This window comes from Qipengyuania thermophila (assembly GCF_004153605.1).
Taxonomy (GTDB): Bacteria; Pseudomonadota; Alphaproteobacteria; order Sphingomonadales; family Sphingomonadaceae; genus Qipengyuania_B; species Qipengyuania_B thermophila.
In genome coordinates, this window is the sequence record NZ_SDSI01000002.1 from 1 (window position 1) to 18,135 (window position 18,135).

General features: G+C 69.2%; 18 protein-coding genes. 13 read left to right on the plus strand and 5 right to left on the minus strand.

The window, feature by feature from the left end; all coding sequences use genetic code 11:
- From infB to rbfA, 3 genes are all read left to right on the plus strand, one after another.
- The coding region (gene infB, locus ETO60_RS04250; RefSeq protein WP_234026322.1) for a translation initiation factor IF-2 at nucleotides 1-2,303 on the plus strand (2,303 nt) is incomplete at its 5' end.
- 3 nt (nucleotides 2,304-2,306) lie between these two features.
- Nucleotides 2,307-2,843 (plus strand): DUF1697 domain-containing protein, encoded by a 537-nt coding sequence (locus ETO60_RS04255; protein ID WP_130003127.1) that lies wholly within the window; start codon nucleotides 2,307-2,309, stop codon nucleotides 2,841-2,843.
- The gene (gene rbfA / locus ETO60_RS04260; RefSeq protein ID WP_130003129.1) at nucleotides 2,843-3,238 is read left to right on the plus strand and encodes a 30S ribosome-binding factor RbfA; all 396 of its coding nucleotides are present in this window, start codon (nucleotides 2,843-2,845) and stop codon (nucleotides 3,236-3,238) included. The genes ETO60_RS04255 and rbfA overlap by 1 nt, the downstream gene beginning before the upstream one ends.
- Nucleotides 3,239-3,348: 110 nt before the next feature.
- Here the strand turns inward: rbfA and ETO60_RS04265 are convergent, their stop codons facing one another.
- Nucleotides 3,349-5,040, minus strand: coding sequence for an AbgT family transporter (locus ETO60_RS04265; protein ID WP_234026323.1), 1,692 nt, complete (start codon nucleotides 5,038-5,040; stop codon nucleotides 3,349-3,351).
- A gap of 58 nt (nucleotides 5,041-5,098) precedes the next feature.
- Here ETO60_RS04265 and ETO60_RS04270 point away from each other — a divergent pair, with 58 nt between their 5' ends.
- The gene (locus tag ETO60_RS04270; protein WP_130003131.1) at nucleotides 5,099-5,689 is read left to right on the plus strand and encodes a thymidine kinase; all 591 of its coding nucleotides are present in this window, start codon (nucleotides 5,099-5,101) and stop codon (nucleotides 5,687-5,689) included.
- A gap of 24 nt (nucleotides 5,690-5,713) precedes the next feature.
- Nucleotides 5,714-6,397 (plus strand): site-2 protease family protein, encoded by a 684-nt coding sequence (locus tag ETO60_RS04275; RefSeq protein WP_130003133.1) that lies wholly within the window; start codon nucleotides 5,714-5,716, stop codon nucleotides 6,395-6,397.
- On the opposite strand, the gene glpD is transcribed toward ETO60_RS04275, so the two are convergent.
- Nucleotides 6,335-7,891, minus strand: coding sequence for a glycerol-3-phosphate dehydrogenase (gene glpD / locus ETO60_RS04280; RefSeq protein WP_130003135.1), 1,557 nt, complete (start codon nucleotides 7,889-7,891; stop codon nucleotides 6,335-6,337). The two genes, ETO60_RS04275 and glpD, sit on opposite strands and share 63 nt — an antisense overlap.
- 47 nt (nucleotides 7,892-7,938) lie before the next feature.
- Between glpD and truB the strand changes: the two genes are divergently transcribed.
- The 4 genes from truB to ETO60_RS04300 all read left to right on the plus strand — a co-directional run bounded on the left by truB (nucleotide 7,939) and on the right by ETO60_RS04300 (nucleotide 12,968).
- Nucleotides 7,939-9,021, plus strand: a complete 1,083-nt coding sequence (truB, locus tag ETO60_RS04285) for a tRNA pseudouridine(55) synthase TruB (protein WP_130003137.1) — start codon at nucleotides 7,939-7,941, stop codon at nucleotides 9,019-9,021.
- Between the two features lie 4 nt (nucleotides 9,022-9,025).
- Entirely contained in the window at nucleotides 9,026-9,295 is a 270-nt protein-coding gene (rpsO, locus tag ETO60_RS04290; protein ID WP_130003139.1) for a 30S ribosomal protein S15, read from the plus strand.
- A 178-nt stretch (nucleotides 9,296-9,473) separates the two neighbouring features.
- On the plus strand, nucleotides 9,474-11,807 hold the full coding sequence (gene pnp, locus ETO60_RS04295; protein ID WP_130003141.1) for a polyribonucleotide nucleotidyltransferase: 2,334 nt from the start codon (nucleotides 9,474-9,476) through the stop codon (nucleotides 11,805-11,807).
- Between the two features lie 132 nt (nucleotides 11,808-11,939).
- A complete protein-coding gene (locus ETO60_RS04300) occupies nucleotides 11,940-12,968 on the plus strand; it encodes a sensor histidine kinase (RefSeq protein ID WP_234026324.1) in 1,029 nt (342 codons plus the stop codon).
- 3 nt (nucleotides 12,969-12,971) lie between these two features.
- Here ETO60_RS04300 and pyk read toward each other — a convergent pair whose 3' ends face one another.
- Nucleotides 12,972-14,426, minus strand: a complete 1,455-nt coding sequence (gene pyk / locus ETO60_RS04305; protein ID WP_130003145.1) for a pyruvate kinase — start codon at nucleotides 14,424-14,426, stop codon at nucleotides 12,972-12,974.
- Between the two features lie 154 nt (nucleotides 14,427-14,580).
- Here pyk and ETO60_RS04310 point away from each other — a divergent pair, with 154 nt between their 5' ends.
- Complete coding sequence (locus tag ETO60_RS04310; RefSeq protein WP_130003147.1) at nucleotides 14,581-14,817, plus strand: DUF2312 domain-containing protein; 237 nt, start codon at nucleotides 14,581-14,583, stop codon at nucleotides 14,815-14,817.
- 225 nt (nucleotides 14,818-15,042) lie between these two features.
- On the plus strand, nucleotides 15,043-15,837 hold the full coding sequence (locus tag ETO60_RS04315) for an SDR family oxidoreductase (RefSeq protein WP_234026398.1): 795 nt from the start codon (nucleotides 15,043-15,045) through the stop codon (nucleotides 15,835-15,837).
- Between the two features lie 26 nt (nucleotides 15,838-15,863).
- On the opposite strand, the gene ETO60_RS04320 is transcribed toward ETO60_RS04315, so the two are convergent.
- A complete protein-coding gene (locus ETO60_RS04320; RefSeq protein ID WP_130003151.1) occupies nucleotides 15,864-16,628 on the minus strand; it encodes a CPBP family glutamic-type intramembrane protease in 765 nt (254 codons plus the stop codon).
- A gap of 54 nt (nucleotides 16,629-16,682) precedes the next feature.
- Between ETO60_RS04320 and ETO60_RS04325 the strand changes: the two genes are divergently transcribed.
- On the plus strand, nucleotides 16,683-17,426 hold the full coding sequence (locus ETO60_RS04325) for a YebC/PmpR family DNA-binding transcriptional regulator (protein ID WP_130003153.1): 744 nt from the start codon (nucleotides 16,683-16,685) through the stop codon (nucleotides 17,424-17,426).
- A 31-nt stretch (nucleotides 17,427-17,457) separates the two neighbouring features.
- Nucleotides 17,458-17,934, plus strand: a complete 477-nt coding sequence (ruvC, locus tag ETO60_RS04330; RefSeq protein ID WP_130003155.1) for a crossover junction endodeoxyribonuclease RuvC — start codon at nucleotides 17,458-17,460, stop codon at nucleotides 17,932-17,934.
- Here ruvC and ETO60_RS11210 read toward each other — a convergent pair whose 3' ends face one another.
- Nucleotides 17,935-18,102 (minus strand): hypothetical protein, encoded by a 168-nt coding sequence (locus ETO60_RS11210; protein ID WP_165362111.1) that lies wholly within the window; start codon nucleotides 18,100-18,102, stop codon nucleotides 17,935-17,937.
- Nucleotides 18,103-18,135: the final 33 nt, after the last annotated feature.

The window sequence follows — 18,135 nt, forward strand, 5'->3', positions numbered from 1 at the left end:
CCCCGCGCCCGGCGGCACGCGGTCCGGCACCCGCCGGCGAGACACCGCAGGAGCGCGTGGCGCGCCTCGCCCGCGAGGCCGAGGAAGACCGGCTGCGCATCGCCGAGGAGATGCGTCGCCGCGAGGACGAGGAGCGGCAGCGCGCGGCCGAAGAGGAACGGCGCCGGGCGCAGGAAAGCCGCGCCGCGCGCGCGGAGACGGCCGCCACCGCGGCAACGGCCGAGGAGCCCGTGGACGCACCCGCCGCGGCATCGCCGGAGGCGGACACCGCCACGGACGCGCAGCCCAAGGAGGAAGCGGCGGCCGCCCCCCCCGCTCCGCGGCGGTTCACACCCGTGGCCCGGCCCGAGATCAAGCGGCCGGAAAAGAAGAAGGACGAAAAGAAGGGGCGCACCGAACGCACCGACGACAGCCGCCGCGGCGGCAAGCTGACGGTCAACCGCGCCCTCAACGCCGACGAAGGCGCGCGCGCGCGCTCGCTCGCCGCTCTCAAGCGTGCCCGCGAGAAGGAACGCCGCGCACAGGGCGGAGGCAACCGCACGCGCGAGAAGCAGGTTCGCGACGTGGTGGTGCCCGAAGCGATCACCGTGGGCGAACTCGCCAACCGCATGGCGGAGAAGGGCGCCGACCTGGTGAAGGCGCTGTTCAACATGGGCATGATGGTCACCGTCAACCAGACCATCGACCAGGACACCGCCGAACTGCTGGTCGAGGAATTCGGCCACAACATCACCCGCGTGTCGGAAAGCGACATCGACATCGACACGTCGACCGATCAGGATCCCGAAGACACGCTGCGCCCGCGGCCGCCGGTGGTCACCATCATGGGGCATGTCGACCATGGCAAGACCAGCCTGCTCGACGCGCTGCGCGGCACCGACGTGGTCAAGGGCGAGGCCGGCGGCATCACCCAGCACATCGGCGCCTACCAGATCACCACCAAGGGCGGAGACAGGATCACCTTCCTCGACACGCCCGGCCACGCCGCCTTCACGGAGATGCGGCAGCGGGGCGCCAACGTCACCGACATCGTGGTGCTGGTCGTCGCCGCCGACGACGGGATCATGCCGCAGACGGTGGAAGCCATCAACCACACCCGCGCGGCCGGGGTGCCGATGATCGTGGCCATCAACAAGGTCGACAAGCCCGAAGCCAATCCGCAGCGCGTCCGCGAACGCCTGCTCGAGCACAACGTGGTGGTCGAGGCGATGTCGGGCGACGTGCAGGATGTCGAGCTGTCGGCCAAGACGGGGGCGGGGCTGGACCAGCTCATCGAGGCCATCCAGCTGCAGGCCGAACTGCTCGACCTCAAGGCGCGGCCCGACCGCGATGCCGAAGGGATCGTGGTGGAGGCGCAGCTCGACAAGGGGCGTGGCGCGGTTGCGACCCTGCTGGTCACGCGCGGCACGCTGAAGCGGGGCGACACCTTTGTCGTCGGCACGCAGAGCGGCCGGGTCCGTGCCCTCGTCGATGACAAGGGGCGGCAGATCAAGGAGGCCACGCCTGCCATGCCGGTCGAGGTGCTGGGCCTTGGCGGCGTGCCGATGGCCGGCGACCTGCTGACCGTGGTCGAGAACGAACAGCGTGCCCGCGAGGTGGCGCAGTACCGGCAGGAGCAGGCGACGGCCAAGCGCACCGCGCTGGCGCCGACGAACTTCGACACCATGTTCTCCAACCTCAAGAGCGACGTGATCGAATACCCGGTGGTCGTGAAGGCCGACGTCCAGGGGTCGGTGGAGGCGATCACGACGGCGCTTCACAACCTGTCCAACGATCTCATCAAGGTCCGCGTGCTGCATGCCGGGGTCGGCGCCATCACCGAGACGGATGTGAGCCTTGCGGCCGCGTCCAAGGCGCCGATCATCGGCTTCGGCGTGCGCCCCAACGCCAAGGCGCGGCAGATGATCGAGCGGGACCGGGTGCGGATGATGTATTACGACGTCATCTACCACCTCACCGAAGACGTCGCGCGCGAGATGGCGGGCGAACTCGGACCGGAAAGGATCGAGCATGTCGTCGGCCGCGCCGAGGTCAAGCAGGTGTTCCCGGCCGGCAAGCGCGACAAGGCCGCCGGTCTGCTCGTGCTCGACGGCGTCATCCGCAAGGGTCTGTCGGCGCGTCTCACCCGGGCCGACGTCATCGTGTCGGCCACGACCATCCAGTCGCTCCGCCGGTTCAAGGACGATGTGGACGAGGTGCGCGCCGGCCTCGAATGCGGCGTCGTGCTGGCCGACACGAACGACATCAAGCCGGGCGACAATCTGGAAGTGTTCGAGGTGGAGGAGCGCGAGCGCACTTTGTAGGCGATGAGGCGCTACGCTGCCCTGCTCGGTTCGATCAACGTTGGCGGCAACCGGCTCAAGATGGACGAGCTTAGCGCGGCGCTTGAGGACCACGGGTTTGCGAATGTCGCCACCGTGGTGGCAAGCGGGAATGTGCTGTTCGATCATCCCCAGACCGCGGATGCGAAGCTGGAGGACGAGATCGCCAGCCTGGTCAGGAGCCGCTTCGGCATAGCGACGTTCGCAACCGTTCGTACGCAGGCGGAATTGACGGCGGCGCTTGAGGAAAGCCCGTTCGCGGGCGTGGGCGAGGACAAGTTCGTTCACGTCCATTTCCTCAGCCAGCAGCCGACTAAAGCGCAGTTCGACAAGCTCATCGCCGACCACGAAGGGCGGGGCCGCGAGAAGCTTGCGCCCGGCATCCGGGCGCTGCACATCGATTTTGTGGACGGCGTGGGCACCAGCAAGCTCACTGGCGCCTTCATCGAAAAGCGGCTGGGCTCAAAAGGGACGGCACGTAACGTGCGGTCGATCAAGAGGATTATCGAGAAGCTAGGCTGATGGCACGCAACACATCCACCCCCGAACAGCAATCGGTTCGCGTCCTGAAGGTCGGCGAGCGGGTGCGGCACATCCTGTCCGAGCTGCTCGTCCGGCAGGAGGTGCATGACGACACGCTGACCGGCCACTCGGTCAGCGTGACGGAGGTGCGGATGTCACCGGACCTGAGGCAGGCGACGGCGTATGTGAAGCCGCTGCTTGGCCGGGACGAGGAGGCGGTGCTCAAGGCTCTGAGAACCAACACCGCTTTTCTGCAGCGCGAAGTGGCGCGGCGGCTGGGGCTGAAGTCCGCGCCCAAGCTGCGCTTTCGCGGCGACGACAGTTTCGACGAGGCCGAACGGATCGAGCGTCTGCTCAGCAATCCGCTGGTGGCGCGCGATCTGGAGGACGACTAGGCCGGGCGGCAATCCGCTGGGGTCGTCGCCGCGGCCGGGGCCAGCACAGCGGCGAGCGGTGCCGACATGGCAGGGACTCGCCGCGGACGGTGCGCGAACCTGCCCGTCACTCAGCCGGCCGGCAAGGCCGGAGCCGCGGGCGCCGCGACGCCGGGCGGGGTCATGAACACGCTGGCTCCGGGTCCGAGCGGCAGGTCCAGCGCCACCCACGCGATCACCAGCGCCAGTCCCGAAACCAGCAGCCCGATCGAGTAGGGCAGCATCGTTGCTGCCAGCGATCCCAGTCCGAAATCCTTCTGCCACCGCTGGCAGAAGATGAGGATCAGCGGGAAGTAGACCATCAGCGGCGTGATGATGTTGGTGGCGCCGTCGCCCACGCGGTAGGCAGCGGTGCTCATCTCCGGGGTGATGCCGAGCAGCATCAGCATCGGCACCATGACCGGGGCAAGCAGCGCCCACTTGGCGCTGGCCGACCCGACGAACAGGTTGAGCAGCCCGGTGATGAGGACGATGCCCCCGAGCAGCGCCCACGCCGGCAGGCCGCTGGCCTGAAGCCCCTCGGCGCCGTTCACCGCCAGGATGAGGCCCAAATTGGACCACCCGAACATGGCGACGAAATGCGCCGCCGCGAACGCCAGCACGAGGTAGTAGGCAAGGTCTTCCATCGCCCCGGCCATCATCTTCACGAGGTCGCGGTGATCGCCGATCGTGCCCGCGGCCCGTCCGTAGGCCCAGCCGGCCAGCAGGAACAGCAGGAAGAACCCCGCCACGAGGCTCTGGTAGAACGGGGTCAGCCGCGCTTCGGGGATCGCATCCTCGTTGATCAGCGGCGTGCCCGGGCCGAGCGTGAACACAAGCCACAGGCCGATCACGAACAGGGCCGCAAGCCCAGCGCGCCTCAACCCCTTGCGCTCGGCCGGGGACAGGGGGCGGTCGCCATCCTCGGGCGAGACGCTGGCCCCGTCCATGTCGACCGCCGCCGGATTGCCGTGCGTCTTCGCATCGGCCCGGCGCTGCGCCGCGACGACGCTGCCCGCGCCGGCCGGATTCCAGGGACCGAGCCGCGGCTCGACGATGCGGTCGGTCACGTACCAGATGACCGGGAGGAACACGAACGTCATGGCGGCGATGAAGTACCAGTTGCCGGCGATGTTGGCGGTGAAGCCTCCGAACACCGTCTCCACGGCCGCTTCGGTGATGCCGAACAGCAGGGCGTCTAGCTGTCCGGGCAGGAGGTTGGCGGAGAAGCCTCCCGACACCCCGGCGAAGGCGGCGGCAATGCCGGCGACGGGGTGGCGCCCGGCGGCGTGGAAGATGATCCCGGCCAGCGGGATCAGCACGACATAGGCCGCGTCGGCGGCAAGGTTGCCGATCATGCCCACCAGCGCGACGATCGGCGTCAGCAGCGCCCTGGGCGCGTCGCGCACACCGGCGCGCATCGCGGTGCCGAACAGGCCGGCGCGCTCCGCCACCCCGGCACCCAGCATCACCACCAGCACGTAGCCGAGCGGGTGGAAGTGGGTGAAGGTGGTGGGCATCTCGACCCACAGCCGCTGGATGTTCTCGGGATTGAGCAGGCTGGCAGCCGCGATCACGCGCGGTTGCCCCGTCGCCTCGTCGATCTCGGTCGGGTGCAGGACCTGCCACCCGGCGAGTGCGGCAATGACGGAGATGAGGATCAGCCCGCCGATGAGGTAGAAGAACAGGAACACCGGATCGGGGAGGCGGTTGCCGGTGCGCTCGATCCATCCGAGCACCCCGCCGACCTTGCGTGGGTTTGCCTGCGCCGCCTCACTTGCCAAGATCCGTCCTCCCGCTTCCGGCCTTGTGCGCCCCGTCCATCTGTTCGATGGCGACGGCATGGCCAAGCTGTATTTCTACTATGCGAGCATGAACGCTGGCAAATCGACCAACCTCCTGCAAGCGGATTTCAACTACCGCGAGCGCGGGATGGCGACAATGCTGTGGACCGCGGCGCTCGACACGCGCTCTGCCGGGCAGCCGATCGCGAGCCGGATCGGGCTCGAGGCGGACGCGCACCGGTTCACCGCGACGACGGAGCTGTGGGAGGAGGTGACCGCCGCCAACCGCCTGCAGCCGCTCGCCTGCGTGCTGGTCGACGAGGCGCAGTTCCTTTCCCGCGCCCAGGTGTGGCAGTGCGCGCGGCTGGCGGACGAAGCCGGCATCCCGGTGCTGTGCTACGGGCTGCGGACGGATTTCCGCGGCGAGCTGTTCGAAGGCTCGGCGACCTTGCTGGGGATCGCCGATGCACTCGTCGAGCTGAAGGCGGTGTGCCACTGCGGTCGCAAGGCGAGCATGAACCTGCGCGTCGATGTGCAGGGCCATGCCGTCGCGGAGGGTCTGCAGACGGAGGTCGGCGGCAACGAGCGCTACGTCGCCCTGTGCCGGCGGCACTTCACCCAGGCTCTGGCCGCGCCGCTGGCGGGCTGAACCCCCGCTTCCCATATCGCCCCCATGTCCGACACCCTGACGCTGATCCTTGTCCTCGTTCCGTCGCTCGTCATCGCCATCGTCTTTCACGAGGTTGCGCATGGCTGGGTCGCGAATGCGCTGGGCGATCCCACCGCGCGCGAGCAGCGCCGGCTGACGCTCAATCCGGTGCGGCATGTGGACCCGGTCGGCACGCTGCTCGTGCCGGGACTGCTCGCCCTGGCGAACGGACCTGTCTTTGGCTGGGCCAAGCCGGTGCCCGTCATCAAGGAACGGCTGCGCAGCCCGCGCTGGGGCATGGTGGCCGTGGCCGCAGCCGGGCCGGGCATCAATTTCGCCATGGCGGCGGCGGCGGCCGTGATCATGGGGCTGGCCTTGCGCGCGCTGGCCGCCGGCGCCGACGCGCCGTGGCTGGCGGCCCTGCTCCCCGGCCTCGACCTGTTCATCCTCATCAACATCTTCATCGCGCTGTTCAACCTGCTGCCCATTCCGCCGTTCGACGGTTCGCACATCGTCGAGGGCGTGCTGCCCCGCCGGGCCGCGGCAGTCTATGGCCGGCTGCGGCCGTTCGGCATGGCGCTGTTCTTCGGGCTGATCGCGTTGACCTGGTTCGTTCCGCAGTGGGGGCTGCTGGAACGCGTGGTGCTACCCCCGGTGGAGGGGGCCCATGCTCTCGCCATGCAGATCGCCGGTCTGGTGCGCGGCTAGCCACCGGCCGAGCGCCTCCACGGCCCCGTCTTCCAGATGCAGGCCGAGTTTCGACCGGCGCCAGAGCATGTCCTGTGCCGTGACGGCGAATTCGTCCCGCAGCAGGTGGTGTGCTTCGGCGGCGTAGAAATCGCCGCCGAAGTGCTCGCCCAGATCCTCGAGGCCGTTGGCGCCGCCGAGCACCCGCTCGATGCGGGCGCCGTATGCGCGGGCGAGCCGCCGGGTTCCCGCCGGCGGAAACCACAGCCAGCGCCGCTGGCAGGCGGCGACGAACTCCTCGAAGCCAAGCGGATCGATGCCCTCGCCGCCGGGAAGCGGCGCGTCGCTGTTCCACGCCCGCATGCCGCTCAGACCGGCGGCGCAAAGCCGGTCGAGCGCCTGCATGGCCAGCCGGCGGAAGGTCGTGATCTTGCCGCCGAACACCGACAGGATCGGCGGTTGCGCGCCGTCCACGCCGGTGTCGAGGTGAAGAAGGTAGTCGCGCGTGACCGCCGCGTCCGAGGCGGCCTCGTCCTCGACCAGCGGACGCACCCCGGCATAGGCGAACACCGCGTCGGCCGGGGCAACCGGCACCCGCAGATACTCGCTGACGGCCGAACAGATGTAGGCCGCCTCCTCGGGCGAGCAGGACACGGCCGCAGGGTCGCCGGTGAACGCCACGTCGGTCGTGCCGAGCAGGGTGAAATCGTGCTCGTAGGGGATGGCGAACACGATCCGGCCGTCGCGGTTCTGGAAGATGTAGCAGTGGGGCTCCGTCCACAGGCGCGGCACGACCAGATGGCTGCCTTTCACCAGCCGCAGCCGCGGCCGCGGGCGGTCGGGGAGCGCCTCGCGCAGCACCGTGTCGACCCACGGCCCGGCTGCGTTGACCACCGCCCGGGCGGTGACCGCGAACGGCTCGTCCCCGAGGCTCCGGACCTGCGCAGTCCAGCCGCGCCCGTCGCGGGTCAGGCCGAGGCACCGCGTGCGGGTCATGATCCGGGCGCCGCGCTCGCGGGCGTCGAGGGCGCTCAGCGCGACGAGCCGCGCATCCTCGACCCAGCAGTCGGCATAGGCGAACCCCTGTCGCAGCCTGTCCTGCAGGATGCGATCATGCGGCGGCTGCCTGAGGTTCACCGCCCGCGAGCGCGGCAGCAGGGCGCGCCCGCCCAGATGGTCGTAGAGGAACAGGCCCGCGCGCAGCAGCCAGGCGGGCCGCAGCCCCTCGTCGCGCGGCAGCACGAATTCCAGCGGCCAGACGATGTGGGGCGCCATGCGCAGCAGCACCTCGCGCTCGGCCAGCGCCTCGCGCACGAGGCGGAAGGCGCGGTGCTCGAGATAGCGCAGTCCGCCGTGAATGAGCTTGGTGCTCGCCGACGAGGTGTGCGCCGCCAGATCGTCCTGCTCGACCAGCAGCACGGACAGGCCGCGTCCGGCCGCTTCCCGGGCGATGCCGGCGCCGTTGATGCCGCCGCCGACCACGAGCAGGTCGACGCTGTCCGGGATGGAGGCCATGCGCTTCGAACATGGCGCGCCGCGCCGCGATTGGCTAGAGGCAAGCCATGGCCGACCCTCCCGCCTCTCCTCACGGTTGGCTCATCCTCGACAAGCCGCCGGGGCTGGGCTCGACCCAGGCGGTCGCCGCGGTCAAGCGCGCGCTGCGCGAGGCGGGGCACGGACGGGTCAAGGTGGGGCATGGCGGCACGCTGGACCCGCTGGCGGAAGGGGTGCTCCCGGTGGCGCTTGGCGAGGCGACCAAGCTTGCCGGAAGGATGCTCGACGCAAGCAAGGTGTATGCCTTCACCGTGCAGTTCGGCGAGGAAACCGACACGCTGGACGCCGAGGGAGAGGTCGTCGCGCGCACCGACCACCGTCCGCCGCGCCTGGCGATACCGGCCGTGCTGACACATTTCACCGGCGCCATATCGCAGATGCCGCCAACCTTTTCGGCGATCAAGGTGGATGGCCGGCGCGCCTACGATCGCGCGCGGGCGGGCGAGGCCGTGGAGATGACCGCGCGGCCGGTGACGGTGTTTTCGCTCGAGGAGGCGGGGCCGGTTCTGCCGCCCGACGGAGGGGCGACGCCGCATGGCGGGCAGGAGCGCGCCGCACCGGAGAATGGCCGGGGACGCGGGCGTCCCGATCGTGACCCGCCGCTCGCAAGCACCTTTGCCACGACGCTGGGACGGCCCGACCCCTATGATCCGGCCGCGCCCCTCGAGCTTGCCGACAGCGTGACGCTCGTCGCCCACGTGTCCAAAGGCACCTACATCCGCAGTCTTGCCCGTGACATCGCCCGCGCGCTCGGCACGCTGGGACACGTGACCTGGCTGCGGCGCCTGAGAGCCGGTCCGTTCACCGAGGAGCAGGCGATTTCGCTGGACATGCTGGCCGAAATCGGCAAGGGCGCGTGTCTCGACGACATTCTCCTGCCGCTGGAGGCGGGGCTGGACGGCATCCCGGCCCTGCACCTCGATCCCGACAGTGCGCGGGCGGTCCGCCAGGGCCGCGTCATCTCGGGACTGCCCCACGAGGACGGGCTTCACCTTGCGACGTTGGCGGGCACCCCGGTGGCGCTGCTGGAGGTGAGGAACGGAACGGGCCGCGTGGTCCGGGGCTTCAACATCGCCGATGCCGCGGAGTGAAGACATGACCGTGACCGCCGAAAAGAAGCAGGAAATCATCAAGGACAACGCCCGCGATGCGAACGACACCGGCTCGCCGGAAGTCCAGGTCGCCATCCTGACGGAGCGGATCCGCAACCTGACCGAGCATTTCAAGGACCACCACAAGGACAACCACTCCCGGCGTGGTCTGCTGATGATGGTCAACAAGCGCCGCACACTGCTCGCCTACCTCAAGAAGAAGGATGTCGAGCGGTACAACAGCCTGATCCAGAAACTGGGTCTGCGCAAGTAAGAGGTTCCGGAGAAGGCGGCCTGCGGGGCCGCCTTCTCTGCATCTGGCACGCCGCGGCATCCGGCCGCTTGCGTGCCTCGGGGCCGGACCTTGGCCCCCGCCGGACCGGGACGGTAGCACCCCGGCAATGAGGCCCCGCTGCCGCAATGGGGCGCAGCGGGTCGACAAGGAAAACTGAATGTTCGACACCAAGACTGTCTCGCTGGAGTGGGGCGGAAAGACCCTCACCCTGGAAACCGGCCGCATCGCCCGTCAGGCGGACGGCGCCGTGCTGGCCACCTATGGCGAAACCGTGGTGCTGTGCGCCGTGACGGCCGCCCGCACCGTGAAGGAAGGGCAGGACTTCTTCCCGCTCACCGTCCATTATCAGGAAAAATTCTCGGCCGCGGGGCGCATTCCCGGCGGCTTCTTCAAGCGCGAGGCGCGCCCGACGGAAAAGGAAACGCTGACCAGCCGGCTGATCGACCGGCCGGTGCGCCCGCTGTTCCCGGAAGGGTTCTACAACGAGATCAACGTCATCGCCCAGGTGCTGTCCTATGATGGCGAGAGCGAGCCGGACATCGTGGCGATGATCGCCGCGTCGGCGGCGCTGACCCTGTCCGGCGTGCCGTTCATGGGCCCGATCGGCGCGTGCCGCGTCGGCTTCGTCGATGGCGAATACGTCCTCAACCCGATGGCGGAAAAGGCGCTGGCCGAGGGCCGGCTCGACCTCGTGGTCGCCGCCACCCGGGACGCGGTGATGATGGTGGAGTCCGAGGCGAAGGAGCTCACCGAGGACGAGATGCTGGGCGCGGTGACCTTCGCCCATGCCGAGTGCCGCAAGGTCATCGACGCGATCATCGCGCTCGCCGAACAGGCGGCCAAGGATCCCTGGGAGCTTCAGCCGGTCGAGGACAAGACCGCCGCGCTGGAGGAACTGCGCGGGCTCATCGGCGAGGATCTCGCCGCCGCCTACCGCATCACCAACAAGGCCGCCCGCCAGGACGCGGTGAACGCGGCGCGGGCCAAGGCCCGGGCGCATTACGAAAGCCTCGATCACGAGGATCCGGCCCAGTATCTTGGCAAGCTCAAGCTGGTGAAGACGCTTGAATCGGACATCGTGCGCAAGGCCATCCTGAAGGACGGTCAGCGGATCGACGGGCGGCGCGTCGACGAGGTCCGCCCGATCGAGGCGATCGTCAACTTCCTGCCGCGTGCGCACGGGTCGGCCCTGTTCACCCGCGGCGAGACGCAGGCGATCTGCACCACGACGCTGGGCACCAAGGATGCCGAGCAGATGATCGACGGGCTTGAGGGGCTGAGCTACTCCAACTTCATGCTGCACTACAACTTCCCGCCCTATTCGGTCGGGGAGGTGGGCCGCTTCGGCGCTGCCGGCCGGCGCGAGATCGGGCACGGCAAGCTCGCCTGGCGCGCGCTGCACCCGGTGCTGCCGTCAAAGGAGGAGTTCCCCTACACCATCCGCGTCCTGTCCGACATCACGGAGAGCAACGGCTCCTCGTCGATGGCGACGGTGTGCGGCGGGTGCCTGTCCATGATGGACGCCGGCGTGCCGATCCAGCGGCCGGTGAGCGGGATCGCGATGGGCCTCATCCTCGAAGGCGAGGAGTTCACCGTGCTCTCCGACATCCTGGGTGACGAGGACCATCTGGGCGACATGGACTTCAAGGTCGCCGGAACGGAAGCCGGCATCACCAGCCTTCAGATGGACATCAAGGTGGCCGGCATCACCGAGGAGATCATGCGCAAGGCGCTTGCCCAGGCCAAGGAAGGGCGTGCGCACATCCTGGGCGAGATGACCAAGGCCCTGGGTTCTGCCCGGAGCGAGCTGTCGGCCCATGCGCCGCGGATCGAGACGATGCAGATCGACAAGTCCAAGATCCGCGACGTCATCGGCACGGGCGGCAAGGTCATCCGCGAGATTGTCGCGGAGACCGGGGCCAAGATCGACATCGATGACGAGGGCCTGATCAAGATCAGCTCCTCCGATCCGGCGCAGATCGAAGCGGCGCGCAAGTGGATCGCCGGGATCACCGAGGAAGCGGAAGTCGGCAAGATCTATGACGGCAAGGTCGTCAACATCGTCGATTTCGGCGCCTTCGTGAACTTCATGGGCGGCAAGGACGGCCTCGTCCACGTGTCCGAGATGCGCAACGAGCGGGTGGAAAAGCCGACCGACGTCGTGTCCGAAGGCATGGCGGTGAAGGTCAAGGTGCTCGAGATCGACCCGCGCGGCAAGGTTCGCCTCTCCATGCGCGTCGTGGACCAGGAAACCGGCGAGGAACTGGAAGACACCCGCCCGCCGCGCGAGCCGCGTGGTGACCGCGGTCCGCGCGAAGGGGGCCGGGGCGGCCGTGACGGCGACCGTCGGCGGCCGCGCGGCGATGGCGGCCGCGAGGGCGGACGCGGCGGTGACCGCGACCGCGGCCCGCGCGCCGAACGCCGCGAGGAAAGCGGGGACGGGCAGAGCGGAGGCGATCCCGATCACCTGCCCGCGTTCCTGCGCGACTGACGCGGGCACAGGCTGAGCAACCGGGGGCCGCAGGCAAATGTCTGCGGCCCTTGGCTTTTCCTGGCCACCCATGTAGGTGGCGCGCGCGATGAGGGGGCACACAGGACAATGACCAGCGCGTCCGATTCACAGATGTCGGTGCTTTTCACCCGCTTTCCGCTGGCGAAGGGGCGCCCCTGGATCGGCCATGCGGTGGCGGTGGTGGCCACGCTTGCCGCCTGTGCGCTGCGGTTCGCTCTGGATTCGTCGCTGCCGACGGGCTTCCCGTTCCTCACCTTCCTGCCGGTGGTCATTCTCGTCGCCTTCCTGTTCGGCGTGGGGCCGGGCGTCGTCTCGGCGGTGCTGTCGACGCTGCTCGCGTGGTACTTCTTCGTTCCGCCGCCAAACAGCTGGGTGCTCAGCGACACCTCGGTCGTCGCCCTGCTGTTTCTCGTCTTCATCCTCGCCGTGCAGGTGGTGCTCATCCACTGGATGCAGCGGGCCAACGCCGCGCTCGATGCCGAGCGCCGGCGCAGCGACGAACTCGTGAGTCACCGGGAGACGCTGTTCAAGGAGCTGCAGCACCGGGTCGGCAACAACCTGCAGATGATCGGGTCGCTCATCGCGTTGCAGAAGCGGCGCATGGACGACCCGGCGGCGCGCGCCGCGCTGGACGAGGCGAGCCGTCGGCTTGGGCTGGTCGGGCGGATCCAGCGGCAGCTCTACGATCCGGCCGGGGCACAGCTCAGCCTTGCGGCCTATATCGACCAGATCTGCCGCGACGTGATCGCCGCCTCCGGGCGCGACGGCATCAGCTACGAATTCGTCGCCAATGCCGATGCCAGCCTGCCTCCCGAAAAGGCGATCCCGACCGCGCTCGTGATTGCCGAGGCGCTCAACAATTCGCTGGAGCACGGCTTCGGCAATGGCGGCAACGGCAAGGTGGTCGCCAGCGTGGCGCGGGCCGACAACAAGGTGGAGATCATCGTCGCCGACAACGGCGCCGGGCTGCCGGCTGGGTTCGACATCATGCAGGCCGAGAGCCTCGGCCTCAGGATCGCGCGGACGCTGGCGCAGTCGCTGGGCGGGTGCTTCACGCTCGAGGCGGCGCCGGCAGGCTCGGGCACGGTGGCCCGGCTGGTGATCACGAACGAGCTGGCGTCGCCGCCGCTTCCTGCCTAGCCCTCAGCGCTCGTAGCCGGACAGCTCGTTTCCGGTGAGGGTCACGACATGGAGGAGGTTGGTCGCCCCCGGCGTGCCGAACGGCACCCCGGCGAGCACCACGAGCCGGCTCCCGGCCTGGCCGAAGCCGTGGCGCAGGGCCATGCGCCGCCCCTTGGCGATCATGCCCTCGAAACTGCCGATGTCCTTCGTGACCACCGGATGCGCGCCCCACAGCAGCGCGCAGCGCCGCGCCGTCTCGCGCGAGGGGGTCAGCACCAGCACCGGCACGCTGGGCCGCTCGCGCGCCACGCGCCGGGCGGTCGAGCCGGAGGCGGTGAACACCGTGATCGCGCCCACGGCGATGGTGTCGGCAATGGTCATGCACGCGTGCGAGAGAGCGTCGGCCGTGGTGGCGTCGGGCGGCGTGTCGAGGAACCGGACGCGGGGCAGATAGGCGTCGTCACGCTCGACCTGGGTGGCGATCCGGCTCATGATCGCGACCGCTTCCTCCGGCCATTCGCCCGCGGCGGTCTCGGCCGACAGCATGACCGCATCGGCGCCGTCATAGACGGCGTTGGCGACGTCGGAGACTTCCGCGCGGGTCGGGGCGGGCGACTCGATCATCGACTCCAGCATCTGCGTCGCCACGATCACCGGCTTGCCCGCGCGGCGGGTGGCGTTGACGATCTTCTTCTGGAGCGGCGGCACTTCCTCCGGCAGCAATTCGACGCCGAGATCCCCGCGGGCGACCATGATCCCGTCCGCCAGCTCGATCAGTTCGTCCAGACGCCGCACGGCTGACGGCTTTTCGATCTTGGCGCACAGCAGCGCGCGTCCGCCGATCAGCTTGCGCGCCTCGGCAAGGTCCTCCGGCCGCTGCACGAAGGACAGGCCGATCCAGTCGCAACCCTGCTCGACCGCGAAGGAGAGATCGGCCCGGTCCTTCTCCGTCAGCGCCGGGATCGGGATCTCGGCATCCGGAACGTTGACGCCCTTGCGGTCGGAGATGACCCCGCCGACATCGGCTGAACACAGGATGCTGTCCGCGTCGGCGCGGATCACCCGCAGCTGGATCTTGCCGTCGTTGATGAGCAGCCGCTGTCCCTTTTCCATGATGCCGAACAGCTCGGGATGGGGCAGGTGGACGCGGTTCTCGTCGCCGGGCGCGGAATCGCGGTCGAGGGTGAAGTGGCCGGAATGGCGGATCACCGCCCGTCCGCCCTGGAAGGTCCCCACGCGCAGCTTGGGGCCCTGAAGATCGGCGAGGATGGCGACGGGGCGCTCCAGCCGGGCCTCGATGGCGCGGATCGCGGCGACAACCTCGGCATGCCCCTCGCGCTCGCCATGGCTCATGTTGATGCGGAACGCGTCGGCGCCCGCGCGCAGCAGCTTCTCCAGCATCGCCGGAGTGCGGGACGCCGGACCGACGGTGGCGAGGATCTTGACCTTGCGGGCGCGGGGTTGAAGCTTTGCCATGGGGCCGGGCCTATGCCATCCCGCGCGCCGGACGCAAACCCGTTCGCGCGATCGGGCACGGATTGCGCAGCCGATTGCTGCCTTGCCGCCACGGGCCTCGCTGCGTTAACGCCCTGCCACCGATTCACCCTCTCACCACCGGAGCTTCACGACAATGGCCGATGCCACCGACGACCGTCTGCGCCTGCTGATCGAGCGGATCGAGCGCCTCGAGGAGGAGAAGAAGGGCACGGCCGACGACATCCGCGACGTGTACGCGGAAGCCAAGGCCGTCGGCTATGACACCAAGATCATGCGCCAGATCGTCCGGCTGCGCAAAATGAAGCCGAACGACCGCGAGGAGCAGGAGACGATCCTCGAAACCTACAAGAACGCGCTCGGCATGGGCTGACGCGACGACGGGTCCGGAACACCTTGGGCAGCCCGTGATTGAGGAGGCAAGACCAGCAACGGGCAGGAACCTCTCATGAGCGGCAAGGCTGACGCCAAGGCGTCGAAGAAGGACAAGAAGGGCAAGGGCGGCGAGAGCAAGCCGAAGAAGGGCGGCGCAAAGACCAAGGGCGCCTTCGTCGGCAAGACGGCCGAGGAGCCGCGCCTGCCGGGCCACGAAAGCCAGATGGAGCGCAAGCCGAAATGGGAGCCGCGCTACCCCGGCTCCGGCCGGCTCAAGGACAAGGTGGCGATCGTCACCGGCGCGGACAGCGGCATCGGACGCGCCGTCGCCGTGCTGTTCGCGCGCGAGGGGGCGAATGTCTGCATCTCCTATCTCGAGGAGCATGACGACGCCGAGGAAACCCGCAAGGCCTGCGAGAAGGAGGGCGCGCAGGCCTTCGTGATCGCCGGCGATCTGGGCGACAAGGCGCATTGCGAACGGGTCGTGGCGGAGACCATCGACCGCTTCGGCCGCCTCGACGTGCTCGTCAACAACGCCGGCGAGCAGCATCCCGACGAGGACATCACCGACATCACCGTCGAGCAGCTTCAGCGCACGTTCCAGACGAACATCTACTCGATGTTCTACATGGTGCAGGCCGCCCGGCCGCACCTCAAGCGGGGCGCAGCCATCGTGAACTGCACCAGCGTGACGATGTACAAGGGCGCCAAGATCCTGCTCGACTACAGCGCCACCAAGGGCGCGATCACCGCGTTCACCCGCTCGCTGTCGGAGAGCCTGATCGAGGACGGGATCCGCGTCAACGCGGTCGCGCCCGGACCGATCTGGACGCCGCTCAACCCGTGCGGCGGGCAGCCCAAGGAGAAGATCCCGACCTTCGGCCAGGACACGCCGATGGGCCGCCCCGGCGAGCCGAACGAGGTGGCGCCCTCGTTCCTGTTCCTCGCCTGCGAGGATGCCTCGTACATGTCCGGGCAGGTGCTGCACCCCAACGGCGGCACCATCGTCAACGGGTGAAGACGGCGTGCGGGTGAGGGGCGCGCTCAGCCCGCGCCGGTCACCTGCTCCGTCAGCAGCGCGAGCGTCACGGCCGTGCCGTTGTGCAGCATGTGCAAGGCGATGGCCGACCACAGGCCGTAATGCACCCGGGCATAGCCGAAGATGGTCCCGGCGATCAGCTGCGGAATGACCAGCACGAACACCACCCAGTTCTGCGGGCCGGTGTAGTTCCAGATGTGAATGCTGGCGAAGGCGAGCGCGCTGGCCCAGAAGAACAGCGGAAAGGCGCGGGCATACCACGCCGGCCGGTCATGCTGGCGCAGGGTCCACAGCGCCGCGGCCGCCATTGCCGCCGTCCCGGCCCCGATGGCCAGCGCCGCGATGTTCGGCGACGCGCCTCCTCCCGCGGCAACGAAGGAGAGGGCCGCCGCCCCCGCGCCGAGGGTCAGCAGCGCGAGCGCGTGCCCCGGTCGTCCGGACAGCCAGCCGCGAAAGAGCGTCTCCTCCATCACCGGCGCGCCGACGATGATGAGCAGCAGCACCGGCGCGGTCCAGGCAAGATCCTGCAGCGCGTTGTCCGGGAACTCGGCCCCGGCGAGATAGGCCGTGCCGCCGATCACCAGCAGCGCCGCCATCAGCGCGAAATCGAGCAGCAGCAGCCGCCCCGTCGCCGCCACGCTCCGGCGGTCGGGCCGGCGCGCGCGGGCGGGCACCCGCGGGCGGCGTAGGAAGCGGGCGAACTGCCGCCATTCCCCCGGCAGGGTGGAGGCCGGCTCCGGCCGTGACAGGGTTGAGATTTGGTGCATCATGCGGCTATTGCGCCCTCACCGTAACCAACCCGTGAAAGAGCGACGAACAGCCCCATGGCAGGTCATTCCAAATTCAAGAACATCATGCACCGCAAGGGGGCGCAGGACAAGAAGCGCTCGAACCTGTTCTCCAAGCTTTCCCGCGAGATCACCGTTGCGGCCCGGATGGGATTGCCCGACCCCGACATGAATCCGCGCCTGCGCCTCGCGGTCAACGCCGCCAAGGCGCAGTCGATGCCCAAGGACAACATCCAGCGGGCGATCGACAAAGCGAGCGGGGGTGACGCGGAGAACTACGAGGAGGTGCGCTACGAAGGCTACGGACCGGGTGGCAGCGCGATCATCGTCGAGGCCCTGACCGACAACCGCAACCGCACCGCCACCAATGTCCGCACCGCCTTTGCCAAGAACGGCGGCAATCTGGGGGCGAGCGGGTCGGTGTCGCACGGCTTCGAACGGCTGGGGCTGATCGTCTATCCGGTGGCGGCGGGTTCGGAGGAGCAGGTGCTCGAGGCCGCCATGGAGGCCGGCGCGCAGGACATCGCCTCGGGGGCGGACGGGCACGAGATCTGGACGGCGCCCGATGACCTGCACCAGGTCGCCGCCGCGCTGGAAGCGGCGCTGGGAGAGGCGGAAACGGTCAAGCTGGCGTGGAAGCCGACGCTCACCGTGGCGCTGGGCGCGGCGGAGGCGGCAACGCTGCTCAAGCTCATCGACGCGCTCGACGACGACGATGACGTGCAGACGGTATGGGGCAACTACGAGATCAGCGACGAGGTGATGGAGGCCGTCGGCTGAGCCGCGGACGCGGCCCGGCGCCGGGTAGCCGGTGACGCTTATCCTGGGCCTCGATCCGTCGCTGTCCTGCACGGGATGGGGGCTGATCCGGGTTGACGGCGCGCGCCTTTCGCACATCGCCAACGGGCAGATCGCCCCTCCGCGCGACAGGGGACTGCCGGAGCGTCTCGCGGCGCTTCACGCGGGCGTCGGCCGCGTCATCGCCCTGCACCGGCCGGAGCGCGCGGCGTGCGAGGAAGTGTTCGTGAACAGGAATCCGCAATCCACGCTCAAGCTCGCGCAGGCCAGAGGCGCGGTGCTGGCCGCCTGCGGCGCGGCGGGGCTGCCGGTCAGCGAACACGCCGCTCGACTGGTGAAAAAAGCGGTCGTGGGGACCGGCGCGGCGGAAAAGCCGCAGATCGCCGCGATGCTGCGCGTGCTGCTGCCCGGCGCGGACATCAGCGGACCCGATGCGGCCGACGCGCTGGCGGTCGCCATCGCCGACGCGCATCTGCGCCCGCCGCGTTGATCAGGGCAGGTCGCGCGGATCGGACACGATGCGCGCCTGATCGCTCAGCGGCCCGCCCGCGACCGGCTCCGTGCCGATCCGCGGCGCGGCCGGGGCAAAGGGGCCGGTCCTCTGGGCGTAGTGGTAGCCGAAGTAGCCGATGGCACCCAAGGCGAGCAGTCTGAGCATGGGAAAACTCCTTTGTGGAAGGCCAAACGACCC

Coding starts and splice junctions, on each gene's coding strand:
- ETO60_RS04255 (WP_130003127.1), top strand. CDS start 2,307: ATGAGGCGCTACGCTGCCCTGCTCGGTTCGATCAACGTTGGCGGCAAC.
- rbfA (WP_130003129.1), top strand. CDS start 2,843: ATGGCACGCAACACATCCACCCCCGAACAGCAATCGGTTCGCGTCCTG.
- ETO60_RS04270 (WP_130003131.1), top strand. CDS start 5,099: ATGGCCAAGCTGTATTTCTACTATGCGAGCATGAACGCTGGCAAATCG.
- ETO60_RS04275 (WP_130003133.1), top strand. CDS start 5,714: ATGTCCGACACCCTGACGCTGATCCTTGTCCTCGTTCCGTCGCTCGTC.
- glpD (WP_130003135.1), bottom strand. CDS start 7,891: ATGGCCTCCATCCCGGACAGCGTCGACCTGCTCGTGGTCGGCGGCGGC.
- truB (WP_130003137.1), top strand. CDS start 7,939: ATGGCCGACCCTCCCGCCTCTCCTCACGGTTGGCTCATCCTCGACAAG.
- rpsO (WP_130003139.1), top strand. CDS start 9,026: ATGACCGTGACCGCCGAAAAGAAGCAGGAAATCATCAAGGACAACGCC.
- pnp (WP_130003141.1), top strand. CDS start 9,474: ATGTTCGACACCAAGACTGTCTCGCTGGAGTGGGGCGGAAAGACCCTC.
- ETO60_RS04300 (WP_234026324.1), top strand. CDS start 11,940: ATGTCGGTGCTTTTCACCCGCTTTCCGCTGGCGAAGGGGCGCCCCTGG.
- pyk (WP_130003145.1), bottom strand. CDS start 14,426: ATGGCAAAGCTTCAACCCCGCGCCCGCAAGGTCAAGATCCTCGCCACC.
- ETO60_RS04310 (WP_130003147.1), top strand. CDS start 14,581: ATGGCCGATGCCACCGACGACCGTCTGCGCCTGCTGATCGAGCGGATC.
- ETO60_RS04315 (WP_234026398.1), top strand. CDS start 15,043: ATGGAGCGCAAGCCGAAATGGGAGCCGCGCTACCCCGGCTCCGGCCGG.
- ETO60_RS04320 (WP_130003151.1), bottom strand. CDS start 16,628: ATGATGCACCAAATCTCAACCCTGTCACGGCCGGAGCCGGCCTCCACC.
- ETO60_RS04325 (WP_130003153.1), top strand. CDS start 16,683: ATGGCAGGTCATTCCAAATTCAAGAACATCATGCACCGCAAGGGGGCG.
- ETO60_RS11210 (WP_165362111.1), bottom strand. CDS start 18,102: ATGCTCAGACTGCTCGCCTTGGGTGCCATCGGCTACTTCGGCTACCAC.